This is a genomic window from Sphingomonas sp. PvP056 (assembly GCF_040549155.1).
Lineage (GTDB): Bacteria > Pseudomonadota > Alphaproteobacteria > Sphingomonadales > Sphingomonadaceae > Sphingomonas.
The window spans coordinates 422,527-438,876 of record NZ_JBEPST010000004.1 but is presented as its reverse complement, the minus strand read 5'-3'; the positions used below and the strand labels follow the sequence as shown (position 1 = coordinate 438,876).

The 16,350-nt window shown below is 65.6% G+C and carries 16 protein-coding genes; 9 read left to right on the top strand and 7 right to left on the bottom strand.

All coding sequences use genetic code 11. From position 1 onward, the window contains the following. Positions 1-165 precede the first annotated feature (165 nt). The 3 genes from ABIC17_RS12580 to ABIC17_RS12570 all read left to right on the top strand — a co-directional run bounded on the left by ABIC17_RS12580 (position 166) and on the right by ABIC17_RS12570 (position 2,874). The gene (locus ABIC17_RS12580; protein ID WP_354282158.1) at positions 166-1,152 is read left to right on the top strand and encodes an aspartate carbamoyltransferase catalytic subunit; all 987 of its coding nucleotides are present in this window, start codon (positions 166-168) and stop codon (positions 1,150-1,152) included. Further along, positions 1,149-2,384, top strand: coding sequence for a dihydroorotase (locus ABIC17_RS12575; RefSeq protein ID WP_354282156.1), 1,236 nt, complete (start codon positions 1,149-1,151; stop codon positions 2,382-2,384). Before ABIC17_RS12580 ends, ABIC17_RS12575 begins: the two co-directional genes overlap by 4 nt. Before the next feature lie 91 nt (positions 2,385-2,475). Continuing rightward, complete coding sequence (locus ABIC17_RS12570) at positions 2,476-2,874, top strand: cupredoxin domain-containing protein (protein ID WP_354282154.1); 399 nt, start codon at positions 2,476-2,478, stop codon at positions 2,872-2,874. Between the two features lie 49 nt (positions 2,875-2,923). Here ABIC17_RS12570 and ABIC17_RS12565 read toward each other — a convergent pair whose 3' ends face one another. From ABIC17_RS12565 to serB, 3 genes are all read right to left on the bottom strand, one after another. Next, positions 2,924-4,009: a PA0069 family radical SAM protein gene (locus tag ABIC17_RS12565; protein ID WP_354282152.1), complete on the bottom strand. Its 1,086-nt coding sequence runs from the start codon at positions 4,007-4,009 to the stop codon at positions 2,924-2,926. 38 nt (positions 4,010-4,047) lie between these two features. Next, entirely contained in the window at positions 4,048-5,355 is a 1,308-nt protein-coding gene (locus tag ABIC17_RS12560; RefSeq protein ID WP_354282150.1) for an SPOR domain-containing protein, read from the bottom strand. A 188-nt stretch (positions 5,356-5,543) separates the two neighbouring features. Continuing rightward, the gene (gene serB, locus ABIC17_RS12555; protein ID WP_354282341.1) at positions 5,544-6,425 is read right to left on the bottom strand and encodes a phosphoserine phosphatase SerB; all 882 of its coding nucleotides are present in this window, start codon (positions 6,423-6,425) and stop codon (positions 5,544-5,546) included. Between serB and miaA the strand changes: the two genes are divergently transcribed. From miaA to ABIC17_RS12530, 5 genes are all read left to right on the top strand, one after another. After that, the gene (gene miaA, locus ABIC17_RS12550; protein WP_354282149.1) at positions 6,418-7,347 is read left to right on the top strand and encodes a tRNA (adenosine(37)-N6)-dimethylallyltransferase MiaA; all 930 of its coding nucleotides are present in this window, start codon (positions 6,418-6,420) and stop codon (positions 7,345-7,347) included. The genes serB and miaA overlap by 8 nt on opposite strands. A 77-nt stretch (positions 7,348-7,424) precedes the next feature. Then, entirely contained in the window at positions 7,425-9,170 is a 1,746-nt protein-coding gene (locus ABIC17_RS12545; protein ID WP_354282147.1) for an acetolactate synthase 3 large subunit, read from the top strand. A gap of 162 nt (positions 9,171-9,332) precedes the next feature. Beyond that, a complete protein-coding gene (gene ilvN / locus ABIC17_RS12540; protein ID WP_354282145.1) occupies positions 9,333-9,848 on the top strand; it encodes an acetolactate synthase small subunit in 516 nt (171 codons plus the stop codon). A 107-nt stretch (positions 9,849-9,955) separates the two neighbouring features. Further along, positions 9,956-10,975 carry a ketol-acid reductoisomerase gene (gene ilvC / locus ABIC17_RS12535; protein WP_354282144.1) on the top strand — a complete coding sequence of 340 codons (1,020 nt, stop codon included), beginning with the start codon at positions 9,956-9,958 and terminating at the stop codon, positions 10,973-10,975. Between the two features lie 258 nt (positions 10,976-11,233). After that, positions 11,234-11,854 carry a YceI family protein gene (locus ABIC17_RS12530; RefSeq protein WP_354282143.1) on the top strand — a complete coding sequence of 207 codons (621 nt, stop codon included), beginning with the start codon at positions 11,234-11,236 and terminating at the stop codon, positions 11,852-11,854. A gap of 59 nt (positions 11,855-11,913) precedes the next feature. On the opposite strand, the gene ABIC17_RS12525 is transcribed toward ABIC17_RS12530, so the two are convergent. Beyond that, positions 11,914-12,306: a BLUF domain-containing protein gene (locus ABIC17_RS12525; protein ID WP_354282142.1), complete on the bottom strand. Its 393-nt coding sequence runs from the start codon at positions 12,304-12,306 to the stop codon at positions 11,914-11,916. 246 nt (positions 12,307-12,552) lie between these two features. On the opposite strand from ABIC17_RS12525, the gene leuA reads away from it, so the two are divergent. After that, positions 12,553-14,211: a 2-isopropylmalate synthase gene (gene leuA, locus ABIC17_RS12520; protein WP_354282141.1), complete on the top strand. Its 1,659-nt coding sequence runs from the start codon at positions 12,553-12,555 to the stop codon at positions 14,209-14,211. A gap of 169 nt (positions 14,212-14,380) precedes the next feature. Here the strand turns inward: leuA and ABIC17_RS12515 are convergent, their stop codons facing one another. Genes ABIC17_RS12515 through folE form a run of 3 tightly spaced genes read right to left on the bottom strand, consistent with a single transcriptional unit; the run spans position 14,381 to position 16,112 of the window. Beyond that, positions 14,381-14,743 carry a dihydroneopterin aldolase gene (locus ABIC17_RS12515; RefSeq protein WP_354282140.1) on the bottom strand — a complete coding sequence of 121 codons (363 nt, stop codon included), beginning with the start codon at positions 14,741-14,743 and terminating at the stop codon, positions 14,381-14,383. Next, a complete protein-coding gene (locus tag ABIC17_RS12510; RefSeq protein WP_354282139.1) occupies positions 14,740-15,492 on the bottom strand; it encodes an SDR family oxidoreductase in 753 nt (250 codons plus the stop codon). The genes ABIC17_RS12515 and ABIC17_RS12510 overlap by 4 nt, the downstream gene beginning before the upstream one ends. Continuing rightward, positions 15,492-16,112, bottom strand: a complete 621-nt coding sequence (folE, locus tag ABIC17_RS12505) for a GTP cyclohydrolase I FolE (RefSeq protein WP_354282138.1) — start codon at positions 16,110-16,112, stop codon at positions 15,492-15,494. Before folE ends, ABIC17_RS12510 begins: the two co-directional genes overlap by 1 nt. Positions 16,113-16,350 lie beyond the last annotated feature (238 nt).

Sequence of the window (16,350 nt, the reverse complement as noted above, 5' to 3'; positions counted from 1 at the left end):
GCCTATTTGTTTGCCGTAGCCTTAACAAATGTTTCTCTAAACTTTGCGCCTGGTGACTTTATCCTCCCGCTGTACCGCCATGCCCTAATGGCGGCACCCTGATGCACGCGAGCGCTCACCTGCCACCTTGCGCCCGCCCCCCTGCCCCGCTACCCGACACCCTCGATGCAACGCTCCGATCACCGCCCCGCCTCGCTCATCCCGGGCCGCGCCGTGTTTCCGCACCGGCACCTCACCGGAATCGAGGGTTTGCAGCCCCATGAGATCCTGTTCCTGCTCGACGAGGCTGATGGTTGGGTCGCCGCCAACCGCACACGCGCGATCGCGGACAAGAGGCTCGGCGGTCTCACGCTGATCAACGCCTTCTTCGAGAACAGCACCCGAACGCTGCTGTCGTTCGAGATCGCGGGAAAGCGGCTTGGCGCGGACGTCGTCAACATGCATGCCGCGCAATCGAGCGTGAAAAAGGGCGAGACGCTGATCGACACGGCAATGACGCTGAACGCGATGCGCGCCGACATGATCGTGATCCGCCACATGTCGTCGGGCGCAGTGCGGTTGATCGCGGACAAGGTGGATTGCCCGGTCCTCAACGCCGGCGACGGACAACATGAGCACCCGACTCAGGCATTGCTCGACGCGCTGACGATCCGCCGCCGCCGCGGAACGATCGCGGGGCAGCGCGTTGTGATCTGCGGCGACCTGCTGCACAGCCGGGTCGCGCGGTCGAACATCCTGTCGCTGACCGCGCTTGCGGCTGAAGTCCGCGTGTGCGCGCCGACCACGCTGATGCCCGCCGCGATTGAGCGCATGGGCGTGACGCCTTTCACCGATTTCGATGCGGCGCTTGTCGATGCCGACGTCGTGATGATGCTGCGGCTCCAGAACGAGCGGATGAACGGCGGGTTCGTGCCCTCCAACCGTGAGTATCACTTGCGCTATGGCCTTACCGAGAAGCGCCTCGCCCTCGCCAAGCCAGATGCGCTGGTGATGCACCCGGGTCCGATGAACCGCGGGGTGGAGATCGACTCGTCCGTCGCCGACCACGCACGCTCGGCCATTACCGAACAGGTCGAGATGGGCGTCGCGGTGCGCATGGCCTGTCTTGACGTGCTGACGCGTCGGCCGCGTGGTGTGGCGGGCTGGGCATGACCCGGATGATCGCCTTGCTCGACGCCACGCTCGCTTGCCCGGTCGGTGGCGTATCGCGCGGGGGCGTGCTGATCGCCGACGACGTGATCGCGGCAACCGGACTGATCGACGTTCCCGCAGGCGCCGAGGCGCTGGACTGCAAGGGGTTGGTGCTCGCGCCGGCCATCATCGACCTTGGCGTTTTCGCGATCGACGTTCCCGCCTTTCATGCCGGCGGCATCGTGCGTGTCGGACTGATGCCCGACCAGTCGCCGGTGCTCGATGATCCGGGCGTGGTGCAGCGCGCGGCGTTGATCGGTCGACCCAATCTGTGGATCCATCCGATCGCGGCGGCGACTCGCGCGCTCGCGGGCAAGGACCTTGCCGAGATGGCGATCAACCGTGACGCTGGCGCGCGTGCGGTCGGCACGGGCGCGCATTGGATCGCGGACTCGGGCGTGATGCGCAAGGTGCTCGCTTACGCCAACGATCTGGGCCTCACCGTGATCGCGCATGCCGAAGACGCCGGGATCACCGCCGGCGCCGTGGCGACCGCAGGCGAAACCGCGACCCGCATGGGCCTGTCCGCAGCGCCCGCGGTCGCGGAAGCGCTGGCCATCGCGCGCGACCTGATGCTGGCGGAGGAAACCGGTGCGGCGCTGCATCTGCGCACCGTCACCACCGCTGCCGGGTTCGATCTGGTCCGCGCGGCGAAACGTCGCGGCGTTCGCGTGACGTGCGGGATCACCCCCGCACATCTGTTGCTTTCCGACATCGCGATGAGCGACTTCCGGACCTTCGCGCATATCTCGCCGCCGCTGCGGCACGAGGACGACCGCCGGGCCGCGTTGCTGGCGCTGGCGGACGGAACGATCGACGTGCTGTGTTCCGCGCATGATCCGCATGGTCCCGAAGAAAAACGGCTGCCGTTCGGGGATTCGGCGGCGGGCATGGCGGGGGCCGAAACGTTGCTTGCGCTTGGGCTTGGCCTAGTCCGCGACGAGCACATCCCGCTTGATCAACTGTTCGCGTTGCTCGCCGCCAACCCTGCGCGCATCCTCGGCGTCGACGCCGGCACGCTCCGGGTCGGTGCGCCGGCCGATCTGCTGCTGTGCGATCTTCACGCGCCGTGGCAGGTCAATGGCGACCGCATGCACGCCAAGGCGGGCAATACGCCGTTCGACGGGTTGCCGGTCGAGGGCAAGGTGCGGCGGCTGTTTAAGGGCGGAACCGCAGTACCCCTGCCGGCCTGAGGGACGCTGCCTGACGGCAAACCCCGCTGAATGGCGGAACGAAGCCGACCGTGCTTCATTTGATCCCCGTCAATTGGATCGGAGAGACATGATGAAGCCCATCCTCATCGGAATGATCGCCCTCGCAACCCCCGTGGCGGCACAGACGCCGGATTGGCGCAAAGCGCAGACCATCACCGTCAGAATGACCGACGACGGGTTCGTGCCGCGCAGCATCCCGCTCCGTCAGGGCGCGCCGTACATTCTGCGGATCTCGAACCGTTCGGACAAGGGGCACAATCTGACGCAGGAGGCCTTCTTCCGTCAGGCGCGGGTCGCCCCGCGGGACACCGACAAGGTCTACGGCGGCAAGGTCGTTCTGGCGTCGGGCGAAGGCCTGACGGTCCGGTTCCAGGCGCCGGTCACGCGCCGGGGTGGAACCTATCAGTTCAGCAGCACCGTGCTGGGCGACGCGGGCAAGGACTATAAAGGCGTGTTCGTGATCCGGTAAACGCCAAGGGGCTTCGGTGCAGAGCGCCGGTATCGAACGCCACGTTTGCTTAGAACAGCTCGCCTTGCGGGCCGGCTGGTGGCTGGAACAGGTCGCATCGCAGCCCCAGCACCCGCCGGCCACTCGGGAAACCGTGGCGGGACTTCGCGATCCGAAATCGAGTGCGGAGCAAGTCCGCCCAAGGCCCCTCCCCGCGCATACGGGAAAAGAAATTCGGATCGTTGTCGCGGCCGCCGCGCAGCGATTGGATGATCGTCATCACCTTGGCCGCACGGTCGGGAAAATGGGTGTCCAGCCAAGCACGAAACAGCGGCGCGACCTCCAGCGGCAGCCGAACGGGGATGTAGGACACGTTCGATGCACCGGCTTCGGCGGCCCGCGCTACGATCGCCTCGATCTCGTCGTCCGTGATTGCCGGGATCACCGGGGCCATGTTGACGTAGGCGGGGATGCCCGCATCGGCCAGTTGCCTGACGGCCTGCAATCGTTTCAGCGGATGCGGCGCGCGCGGTTCGATCGTCATCGCGATCTGCGGAACCAGCGACGTCACCGACACCGCGACCGCGACCAGCCCCTTCTCTGCCATCGGTGCAAGCAGATCGATGTCCCGTACCACGCGATCCGACTTGGTCGTGATCGTCACCGGATGATTGGTCTTTGCCAGCACTTCCAGAATGGCGCGCGTGACCCGGTAGTCGCGTTCGATCGGCTGATAGGGGTCGGTGTTCGCCCCGAGCGCGATCGGTTTGGGGTCATAACCTTTCCGCCGGAGCTCGCCTTCGAGGATCTGCGCAGCGTCACGCTTCACGAACAGCTTCGTCTCGAAGTCCAATCCGGGGGACAGGTCGTGATACGCATGCGTCGGTCGCGCAAAACAATAGATGCACCCGTGTTCGCACCCGACGAACGGGTTTATGCTGCGATCGAACGGAACGTCGGGCGAGCTGTTGTAGCTCAGGATCGTCCTCGACCGGATATCCTGCACCGACGTCCCGATCGCGGAGGCAGGACCGTCAATCGTGTCGCGCGCGTCGAGCCAATCGCCGTCGGCAACCGTATCCGTAAGCCCGAAGCGCGTACTGAGCACGTTTCTGGTCGCGCCGCGCATGGCGCGCTTTGAAGAGTCGATCGCCATGACCGGTCACTATCACGACGAGAACAAAGTGTGAACCGCTAGCGAGACGCCAGGTTGCCCCGGTTCACCCATACTGCAACCTGATCGCCTGCGCCGACGCGCACGAAGCAATTGCCTCCCTTCGCACGATAGGTCCGGCACAGGGCGAGCGCCTCGTTCTTTGCAAAGGCACCGATCGACAAACGATAGAAATTTGCCCCGCGGGTCGCGACACCCATCCCCTGCGGAACATGCTTCGACAACGCAGCGAACCGTTGCTCCGCACGGATCCACGCGTCCCGCGCTATTGCGGGCGTATCGTAGGCACCGAGCTGGACGTAGTAATTGCCCTTTGCCGTCCCGTATTGGCGGTGGATGGGAGCAACCGGCTGGATCGTCGCGTGGCGGGACGCGAGCGTGACGGGAAGCGGCTGCACGACTTCCTTGCGCTGCCCAAAGACAACAGCGCCGATCGTCGGGCCGACCACAGGCTGCACATTGGAGACCGCAACGGCTACGCGCTGCTCGGCCACAGTCTGCGACGCATTGCCTGACTCGGGCAGGTCGACACTGGCGCCCCCGGCAACGGCAACCCTGGTTGCGCGGTCGTCACTCAGCGCAAGCGCCCGCGGTTGGCCCGCATCGACCACGGGAACGACCCCCAGCAGCGCCGCGATCTGGTCCGACGCAGACGTCGGGCGCGCGAACGTCGACCACTGCAGCAAGCGCCGCGCGGCATCCACCGGGGCAAGGTCGAATTCGACAACGCTTTGTGCATCGCGCCAGCGCCCGGCGAGCGCGAGGCTCAGCGCGAAATTCTGCCGGATCCTCGCGTCCGCACCGGCAGCGCGGGCCGCCGGATCGAGCAACGCGACCGCTGCCACCGGATCCCCGGCCAGCGCCATGCCAAGGCCGCGATCGCCGACGGGGATCGTGGCGGCATGCGCGTCCAGCGTCTCGCGCGCACCGGCCCAGTCGCCGGTGCCGATCTGCATCAGCGCGAACTGCAACGCGGCCTTGCCGTTCGTCGGGTCGAGCGAAAGCGCGTCGCCGAACGCGTCCCGCGCTGAAGCAAACCGCCCCGCCCTGAGGTAGCTTTGACCAAGCGTCATGCGATATCCCATCGCCGCAGGCTGCAATGCCACCGCCGCTTCGGCATGGGTGATCGCTGCGGGCAAGTTCTTCCTGTCGAGCGCGGCACGCGCCTTTGCGATCTCCTTGCGCGCGATTCGTTCGGCGCGGGATTGCGCGCGCGAGATCGCCTCGGCGTTCGACGTGGTCGCTACCGCAGCGGCCGATCCGCCGAGAAGGAGGACGGACAGACCCAGGGTCACGGGGTAGTAAATGGTTGCCGAACGATGCTTCATGACGTTCTCAACCCTTGGCTGCGGTCGGCTACGGGGGAACCAGCGCGTCGATTTCGGGCACGAGCGCCCCGTTACCTCTGCCTGTTCGGCAGGGGAGTGCCAGTGCTCGATCAACAAACGGTTAACGGGCGCGCCGCCGATCGCCCCGCGGCGAATTCGGGGCGTCCGTCCGCGGCGGCGGCTATCGGTCAGACCGTGACCCACTCCGCGCGCGGGATGCCTTGCGCGTACAGCAAGGCGGTCAGATCGCCGTGGTCGATCCGTGCGCCCGCGGCTGCGGCGACGATCGGTTTGGCCTTGTACGCCACGCCCAGCCCCGCCGCCTCGATCATCCGCAGGTCGTTCGCGCCGTCGCCGATCGCGAGGGTGACTTCGGGCGGCAAGCCGAGATCGGCCGCCGCCGCGCGCAGCGTCTCAAGCTTGGTATGTGCGCCGACGATCGGGCGTTCGACGCGCCCAGTGAGCGCACCCTCGGCGATCTCCAGCCGGTTGGCGATCGCATAGTGGAAGCCGATCCGCTCGGCGACCGGCTCGGCGAAGCGCGTGAACCCGCCCGACACGAGGATCGCGGTCGCGCCCCGCGCGCGCATCGTGCGGACCAGCGTGGCTGCGCCCGGCGTATCGACGACGCGGTCCGCAAGGCATTGCGCGATCACGCGTTCGTCCAGGCCCGCCAGCAACGCCACGCGCGCATCCAGCGCTGCCTCGAAATCGAGTTCGCCACGCATCGCGGCCTCGGTGATCTCGGCGATCTGCGGCTTGATGCCCGCGTAATCGGCGAGTTCGTCGATGCACTCGACCGTGATCATGGTCGAATCCATGTCCGCGATCAGCAACCGCTTCTCGCGCCCCTCGACCTGTTGCACGACGACATCGACGCCTGCGAACGCATCCTCTAGTGCCGCCCGCGCGGCATCGGGTGCGGACGCGAACATCACGTCTGCGGCAACCCCCTCTTCGATCCAGCCGTCGGCGACGGCGGAACAGCCCGCGGCGTCGAGCCGGTCCCGCGCGGTCGAAATATCCCCCGCGGCGAGCCGCCCGGATGCTATCAGCGTGGCAATGAACACAAACAATCTCCCGATGCTGGCGCTCATCGCAGGGCCGACCGCCAGCGGCAAGTCCGCGCTCGCAATGGCGGTGGCGGAGCGGCACGACGGAATCGTCATCAACGCCGATTCGGCACAGGTTTACCGCGACCTCCGCGTGCTGACCGCGCGCCCCTCCCCTGACGACGAGGCGCGGGTGCCGCATCGGCTGTTCGGCTATATTGATGGCGCGGAAAGCTGTTCGGCTGCGCGCTGGGCGCAGGATGCGGCGCGGGAGATCTCGGCGAGCCAGGCGGCGGGGAAGCTGCCGGTGCTGGTCGGCGGGACCGGGCTGTATCTGCGCACCTTGCTCGACGGGATCGCGCCGGTGCCCGAGATCGATCCCACGATCCGCGCCGAGGTGCGCGCGCTGCCGGTCGCGGCGGCGCACGCGGCGTTGACTGCGCTCGATCCCACTGCGGCGGGGCGGCTGGCGGCGGCGGATACGACGCGGGTGGCGCGGGCGCTGGAGGTGGTGCGATCGACCGGGCGGCCGCTGGCGGCGTGGCAGGCGGAACGGAGCGGGGGAATCGCAGCGAAGGTTGCACAGGCGGCGGTCGTGCTGCTGCCGGATAGAGAGTGGCTTTTGCGAAAATGCGATGCGCGGGCGACTGCGATGTTTGAGGAGGGCGCGGTCGAGGAGGTGCGAATGCTGCTTGCGCGCGACGATCTGCCCGACGACGCGACGATCCTCCGTGCGATCGGTGTTCCTGAAGTAGCAGCGCTGCTGGCCGGAAAAAGTACGCGGCAGCAGGCGCTCGAGGCGGTACGGCTGGCGACGCGGCAATATGCCAAACGACAGTTCACCTGGTTCCGCAACCAGCCTCCGCCAAGCTGGCTCCGTATCGCCGAGTCAGAAAAGACCGATACTGCCGCTATAATCGACAGATTATTGCTACGATAATGGTTGACGCGCATGTTTTATACCTTTAGCCGCCCCTTTCCCATTGCTGCCGTGCAGCATCCCCAAGGAGAACGACCGTGACCGAGAAGAGTGGAGCCGACATCCTGATCGAGGCGCTGTGCGATCTCGGCGTGGAGGTCGTGTTCGGCTACCCCGGCGGTGCGGTGTTGCCGATCTACGACGCCTTGTTCCGCTCAGGCCGGATCAAGCACATCCTTGTGCGCCACGAACAGGCCGCGACGCATGCCGCGGAGGGCTATGCGCGCTCGACCGGCAAGCCCGGCGTGGTGCTCGTCACCTCGGGGCCCGGCGCGACCAATGCGATCACCGGGATCACCGATGCGCTGATGGATTCGATCCCGATGGTGGTGATCACCGGGCAGGTGCCGACCGCGCTGATCGGGACCGACGCGTTCCAGGAAGCCGACACCGTGGGCATCACGCGCCACTGTTCGAAGCATAATTATCTGGTGAAGGACCCCGCCAAGCTCGGCGCGACGGTGCACGAGGCCTTTTATATCGCGACCTCGGGCCGCCCTGGTCCGGTCGTGATCGACATTCCCAAGGACGTGCAGGTCGCCACCGCGCGTTACGCCAAGCCCGGCCCGATCCGGCACAAGACCTATCGCCCGCAGGTCAAGGCCGACCAGCCGAGCATCGAAGCGGCGATGGACATGCTCGCCGCGGCCGAACGCCCGGTGCTCTATACCGGCGGCGGGATCATCAACGCGGGGCCGGCGGCGAGCCAGTTGCTGTGCGAACTCGCGCGGATCAGCGGTGCGCCCGTCACCTCGACGCTGATGGGATTGGGCGCGTATCCGGCGACGGGTTCGCAGTGGCTCGGGATGCTCGGGATGCACGGCACCTATGAAGCCAATATGGCGATGAACAAGGCGGACCTCGTCGTGTGCCTCGGCGCGCGGTTCGACGACCGGGTGACCGGACGGCTCGACGCGTTCAGCCCGAACTCGCGCAAGATTCACGTCGATATCGACCGGTCCTCGATCAACAAGAACGTGCGCGTGGACTTGCCGATCGTCGCGGACGTCGGCCATGCGCTCGAGGACATGGTCCGCGTGTTCAAGGCGCGGCGTCATCCCAAGCCCGATCTGACCGAATGGTGGCAGATGATCGAGGAATGGCGCGACAAGCAGAGCCTCGCCTTCACCGATCTGGAAAGCGACATCATGCCCCAGCGCGCGATCCGTGCGCTCTGGCAGGCGACGCACAAGCGCAATCCGATCATCACGACCGAAGTCGGCCAGCATCAGATGTGGGCGGCGCAGCATTTCGGGTTCGAAGCGCCCAACAAGTGGCTGACCTCGGGTGGTCTCGGCACGATGGGTTATGGCCTGCCCGCCGCGATCGGCGCGCAGATCGGCAACCCCAAGGCGCTGGTGATCGACATCGCGGGCGAAGCCTCGATCCAGATGAACATCCAGGAGCTGGGGACCGCCGCGCAATATCGCCTGCCGGTCAAGATCTTCATCCTCAACAACGAATATATGGGGATGGTCCGCCAGTGGCAGGAGCTGACCTATTCGAGCCGCTATTCGGAAAGCTACAGCGATGCGCTGCCCGATTTCGTCAAACTCGGCGAGGCCTATGGCTGGAAGGGGATCCGGATCGAGACGATGGGCGAACTCGACGACGGGATCGCGGCGATGCTCGATTATGACGGGCCGGTGATCGTCGATTGCCGGGTCGCCAAGCTGGCGAACTGCTTCCCGATGATTCCGTCGGGTGCCGCGCATACCGAGATGCTGTTGCAGGCGAGCGAAGTCTCGGGCGAGATGGACGACGAAGCGAAGGCGCTGGTGTGATGGACAGTATTGCAAACACTCCTCCCCGGGACGGGGAGGGGAACCGTAAGCATTCAGCGAACGGTGGAGGGGGCTCGCCACGAGCGCTCCGCCCGTTGCCCGCCCCCTCCCCCACGCCGCTACGCGGCGCGGTCCCCCTCCCCGTGCCGGGGAGGATTTGAGATGCACATCACCCAGCAAACAGAATCCCGCCACACGCTCGCCGTGATGGTCGACAACGAGCCCGGCATTCTAGCGCGGATCGCGGGGCTGTTCACCGCGCGTGGCTATAATATCGAGAGCCTCACTGTGTCCGACGTCACCGCCGATAAGGCGGTCAGTCGGATCACGATCGTGACCTCGGCGAGCGATGCGACGATGGAGCAGATCCTCGCGCAGCTCGACCGGCTGATCCCGGTGCATTCGGTGACCGATCTCACCGCGCTCGGCCCGCACGTCGAGCGCGAGCTGGCGTTGCTCAAGGTCTCGGGCGTGGGGGATCACCGGATCGAGGCGCTTCGTCTGGCCGACGTCTACCGCGCGCGCGTGGTCGATGCGACGACGACCAGCTTCGTGTTCGAAGTGACCGGCGGGCGCGAGAAGATCGACACGTTCGTGACGCTGATGCGCGAAGTCGGGCTGTGCGAAGTCGCGCGGACCGGGATCGTCGCAATGGCTCGCGGCGCCAAGCCGGTTTAAGCTTTACCCATAGGGCCGTCATCCCCGCGCAGGCGGGGATCCATTATCACGAGCGTCAGCGGCGAAGGTTTCCCGCCGGCGCGACACTGACCAAAAAGGGAAATACCATGCGCGTTTATTATGATGCCGATGCCGACCTGAACCTGATCACGTCCAAGAAGATCGCGATCGTCGGCTATGGCAGCCAGGGCCACGCGCATGCGCAGAACCTGCGCGATTCGGGTGTCACCGACATCGCGATCGCGCTCCGCGCCGGCTCCGCCACCGCCAAGAAGGCGACCGAGGCGGGCTTCAAGGTGATGACCAACGCCGAAGCCGCTGCCTGGGCCGACATCACGATGATCCTCGCGCCCGACGAGCATCAGGCGGCGATCTATGCCGACGATCTCCACGCGAACCTGAAGCAGGGCGCGACCATTGCTTTTGCGCATGGCCTCAACGTGCATTTCGGCCTGATCGAGCCGCGCGCCGATCTCGACGTCATCATGATCGCGCCCAAGGGCCCGGGCCACACCGTCCGCAGCGAATATGTGAAGGGCGGCGGCGTGCCGTGCCTGATCGCGATCCACCAGGACAAGAGCGGCAACGCGCATGACATCGGGCTTGCCTATGCGAGCGGCGTCGGCGGCGGGCGTTCGGGGATCATCGAGACCAACTTCAAGGAAGAATGCGAGACCGATCTGTTCGGCGAGCAGGCCGTGCTGTGCGGCGGGATCACGCATCTGATCCAGGCCGGGTTCGAGACGCTGGTCGAGGCGGGCTATGCGCCGGAAATGGCGTATTTCGAGTGCCTTCACGAGACCAAGCTGATCGTCGACCTGCTGTATGAGGGCGGGATCGCCAACATGCGCTATTCGATCAGCAACACCGCGGAATATGGCGACATCACCACGGGGCCGCGGATCATCACGGCTGAGACCAAGGCGGAAATGAAGCGCGTTCTCGCGGATATTCAGGGCGGGCGGTTCGTGAAGAACTTCGTGCTCGACAACCGCGCCGGGCAGCCCGAGCTGAAGGCCGCGCGCAAGGCGGCGGCGGCGCATCCGATCGAGAAGGTTGGGGCTGAGTTGCGCGCGATGATGCCTTGGATTGGCGCGAACAAGCTGGTGGATAAGGACAAGAACTGAGGATTGTGGTGGGGGTGGTCTCTGCGAGGCTCCCCCCACCCCAACCCCTCCCCTGAAGGGGAGGGGCTAAGAAGACGAAGCGGGCCCTAAAAGCCCCTCCCCTTCAGGGGAGGGGTTGGGGTGGGGCCGTCCAGCAGCGCGCCCTCGCCAAAGACCGCACCCCCACCCCTCCCCCCCACGAAACCGTATGTTGCCAAATCGTTGCTTGTCGCTCCCGCGCGATTTGCCGCAAAGCGATGCTCCAACAGGAGTATCCCCATGCAGCGTACCCCCCTCTTCCTCGCCGCCATCGCAGCGATCGCCGCAGCCCCGCTCGTCGCACAGATGCCCACCACGCCCCCCGGCACGCGCAGCGTCGCCAAGGTCGCCGCCGGCACGTACAAGGTCGACACCGGCCACACGCAGGTCGTCTTCTCGCTCAACCACCTCGGCTTCAGCGAATATACCGGCCAGTTCACCCAGCCGACCGGATCGATGACGATCGACCCCAAGAACCCCGCCGCAGCGAAGGTCGAGATCGCCTTCCCGATCGCCAAGGTGTCGACCACGGTCGCAGCGCTCGACGAGCATCTCCAGAAGCCCGAGTTCTTCGACGCCGCCAAATTTCCCGAGGCGCGCTTCGTCTCGACCAAGGTTGCGGTCAACGGCATGAACGCGACGATCACGGGCAATCTGACGCTGCACGGCGTAACCAAGCCGGTCGTGCTCAACGCGAAGTTCATCGGTGCCGGTCCGTCGCTGTTCGGCGCGCACAAGACCAACGTCGGGTTTGCAGCAACCACGTCGATCAAGCGCAGCGATTTTGGCGTGAACGGCTACCTGCCGCTCGTCGGTGACAAGGTCGACCTGACGATCAACGCCGCGTTCGAAGCCGAGTAAGCCGTTCCCCTCGCCGGGCCCGGGCATCCCCCCGGGCTCGGCTAGACCGACGCGTGCCGTCAGGCGTTCTCGAGCGCGCGGAAATACGCTGCGGTCTGCGGCGAAACCCCGAGCAGGATCCGTCGCAATCGCCGGTCGAAATCATCCGCGGTTTCCCGGCGCGCGCGGTGGACCATCGTCCAGTCGCCGAACTCGCGTTCGGGAACATCGCGATCGACCAGGATTTCGAGATCGCGATGCCGCGCATCATCGCGCAGGCTCATCAGCAGATCCTCGACGCTTTCGTCGGGCCCCTCGATCACCTGAAGGAACGCGGCTTCCTCGGTATACAACAGGCCGGTGATGCCATCGAGACCGTTACGCGCCGCGGCCACCCGCAGGATTGCATCGCAATCGTCCGCTGCGCGACCACTCAACGCCGCCGAGACACTGGTGTAGATGATCTGACGCATTGCATGCTGCCTACCATAGCGCATGCACGCCGACATTGATGTGGATTAGGAATGTTCATCAGGGTCGCTTCGCGCTGGACAGGCGGGCCATGCCCGCGCTATCGAAAGCGCGATATGGCGATCGTGCACTGCCTTCCCCTGCTTCGACTTACGCGCCCTTAGGCGCGGACTTCTCGCGTGCGCGTTGCGCACGACGCGCCTGAGGGCCTGATCCAATCCCGTCCCCCTTGTTCGACGAGACTCATCATGCTGCGCGATCCTTCGACCAAATACCGACCTTTCCCGCAAATTGCCTTGCCCGACCGGCAGTGGCCGTCGCGGATCATCGACACCGCGCCGCGCTGGCTGTCGACCGATCTGCGTGACGGCAACCAGGCGCTGATCGACCCGATGGACGCCGAGAAGAAGACCCGGCTGTTCGACCTGATCGTCAAGGTCGGGATCAAGGAAATCGAAGTCGGTTTCCCCGCCGCGGGCGCGACCGAGTTCGACTTCATTTCCGGGCTGGTCCAGTCGGGCCGGGTCCCCGACGACACGCTGATCCAGGTGCTGACGCAGTCGCGGCGCGACCTGATTGAGCGGAGTTTCGAATCCCTGCGCGGGGCGCCGCGCGCGATCGTCCATCTGTACAATGCGGTGAGCCCGGCGTGGCGCAAGATCGTGTTCGGGATGACGCGCGAGGAGGTCAAGAAGATCGCGATCGACGGCGCGATGATCCTGCGCGATCAGGCCGCGGCGCAGCCCGACACCGACTGGTTCTTTGAATATAGCCCCGAGACCTTCTCGACCGCGGAGCTCGATTTCTCGCTCGAGGTTTGCGAGGCGGTGATGGACGTGCTGCGGCCTACGCCCGACCACAAACTGATCCTCAACCTGCCCGCGACGGTCGAATGCGCGACGCCCAACGTCTATGCCGACCAGATCGAATGGTTCGGGCGCAATATCCGGAACCGCGATTGCGTCGCTTTGAGCCTCCACCCGCATAACGACCGCGGCACCGGCGTCGCCGCCGCCGAGCTCGGGCTGATGGCGGGCGCCGACCGGGTCGAGGGCTGCCTGCTGGGGAATGGCGAGCGGACCGGGAATTGCGATCTCGTGACGGTCGCGCTCAACATGTACACGCAAGGTGTCGATCCGAAGCTCGACTTCTCGGACATCGACGCGATCGTCAGCACGGTGAATTATTGCACGCAATTGCCGGTGCATCCGCGCACGCCTTATGCCGGCGACCTGGTGTTTACGGCGTTCTCGGGCAGCCATCAGGACGCGATCAAGAAGGGCTTCGCCGCGCAGGAAGCGAAGAACGATCCGCTGTGGGAAGTGCCGTATCTGCCGATCGATCCGGCTGATCTGGGGCGCAGCTACGAAGCGGTGATCCGCGTCAATTCGCAAAGCGGCAAGGGCGGCGTTGCCTGGGTGATCGAGCAGGACAAGGGGTTGAAGCTCCCCAAGCGGTTGCAAGCGGACTTCAGCCGCCACGTCCAGCGGCTGGCGGACGAGACGAGCCGCGAATTGAACGCTGCCGACATCTGGGGGCAGTTCGAGGCGACCTATCTGGCGCGCGATGCGGACCGCTTCCGGCTGGTCGATTATCAGGAAAGCGGGAGCGTCGGGGACCGGTTGTTCGTCGGGCATGTCGCGGTGGACGGGACCGAGCAGTCGATCTCGGGGCGTGGCAACGGGTTGATCTCGGGCGTGATCGCCGCGCTGGAGGGCTCGACCGGGCCGACGCTCGACGTGGTGGATTATAACGAGCACGCGATCGGGCATGGGGCGAATGCGCAAGCGGCGGCCTATGTCGAGTGCCGTACGGCGGATGGACGGACGGTGTTTGGTGTCGGGATCGATGCCGACGTCGCCACCGCAAGCGTGCGCGCGGTGTTGAGCGCGGCGAACCGGGCTTAGCTGTCTCGCGCACCTTCCTGGCGCACTTCTTCCCCGGCGGAGGCCGGGGCCCAGTAGCGATGGCGATGGTAACTGGCGATGGCGCTTCGTCACCTCGGACATCGCTCCTGGGCCCCGGCCTTCGCCGGGGAAGCAGAAGCGAAAGCGGGAGCGGTGGTGGCTGCTCCTGCTACCGTTCGCGTTCGATCTCGCAGCCGACCGCGGCGTCGGGATAAATGTCCGGCTTGCTCGTCCGCACCGTCACTCGTTCCACACGAGGATCGGTGAAGCAGAGCGCCGCGATCGCCTCGCACAATGTTTCCTGCAGGTCGAAATGCCGATCCGCGACCAGCGCGCGGATCCCGCTACGGACAAAATCATAGTCCAGCACCTGGTCGATCCGGTCGTCGGCGGGGGGCGCGGGATAGGCGACCTGCATCCGCACCGACACGATCACGCGTTGCGGCGCGGCGCGTTCGTCGGGGTGGATGCCCAACCCCATCGTCAGCTCCAGCCCCTCGAGGACCGTCGTGAACCGTACCGGCGCGATCATACCCGACCTTCGAACATGACGTCGCGCGCCAGCGGCAGGAAATGCTGGCCGCAATCGACGAAAAGATTTTGCCCCGTGATCCCCTGCGCATCGAGCAGGAAGGCGACGGCGCGCGCGACGTCCTCGGGATCGACCGGGCGGCGCAACACGTTGCGCGACGCGACTGCCGCAAATTCGGCCTCGGTCTGGTCCGCGCTGGGCAGCGTGAGACCCGGTGATACCGCATTGACCCGGATCCGTGGACCGAGCGCCTGCGCAAGCATCGTGGTCGCGCCGGTCAGCGCAACCTTGGCGCAGCTATAGGCGAAGAAATCGGGGTTCAGATTCGCGACCTTCTGGTCGAGCACATCGACCACCGCACCGTCAGCCAGATCCTCCTGCGCCGCAAGCGCGGAGGCAAGGAGCACCGGAGCATCGAGATTGACCCGGGCATGACGCTGCAAAGATTCCGCCGAAACCATTGGCGGCGTGTCATAATCGAACAACGATGCGCTGTTGACGACCGCCATCAACGGCGCACCGAACCCCGCGCGCGCGGCATCCAGCAGCACATCCGGCGTCGCCGGATCGGCGAGATCCCCGGTCAGCACGATCGACCCCGGCAGCGCCTGCGACAGCGCGTCCGCTTCCTCCGCGGAATGGTGGTGATGGATCGCAACCCGCCACCCCTGCCCCGCCAGATGTCGCGCGATCGTCGCCCCCAGCCGGCGCGCCGCACCCGTGACCAGAACCGTCCGCTCCGCCTGCATCAGCACCCCATCAGCGCGAGGATTTCCTTCCGGCTGCGTTCGTCGTCGCGGAATACGCCCATCATCCGGCTGGTTACCATCGATACGCCCGGCGTCCGCACGCCACGCGCGGTCATGCACGCGTGGCTCGCCTCGATCACCACCGCGACACCCAAAGGCTTCAGATTATCCCAGATGCAGTTGGCGACTTCGGCGGTCAGCCGTTCCTGCACCTGCAAGCGCCGCGAATAGGCATGCAGCACACGCGCGAGCTTGGAGATGCCGACGACCCAGTCGGACGGCAGATAGGCGATGTGCGCCTTGCCGATGATCGGCGCCATGTGATGTTCGCAATGCGACTGGAACGGAATGTCCTTGAGCAGCACGATCTCGTCATAGCCGCCGACTTCTTCGAACACGCGCTTCAGATGAATCGCGGGATCGTCCTGATATCCGCTGCAATATTCCTTCCATGCGCGCGCGACTCGCTGCGGCGTCTCGATCAATCCTTCGCGTGTCGGGTCGTCGCCGGTCCAGCGGATCAGCGTGCGAACCGCCTCGGCGACGTCGTCCGGCACGAAAAGCTTTGCGGGTGCTGCGACCAGATCGCCTTCACTCAACAGTGCCCCGTCGTCATCCATCATCGCTCTTTCGGTTACCGGAACGGCTTTGACGCTACGGCAATCGTCGCGTCATGCCTCGTGCTGTTCAAGGAGCCGAATTGGTCCTGCTTTGCAACTGTATCCTTTCGGTAACGCTGCGGCACAGCTTCCGTAACTACGTATCATTATGCGATTGACGCAGGATTCAACCGCACGCTAATTCACAAACCCTAAATTCGAAAACGCAGAACCGGCGTCAAGACTGGCAACTGCGGCA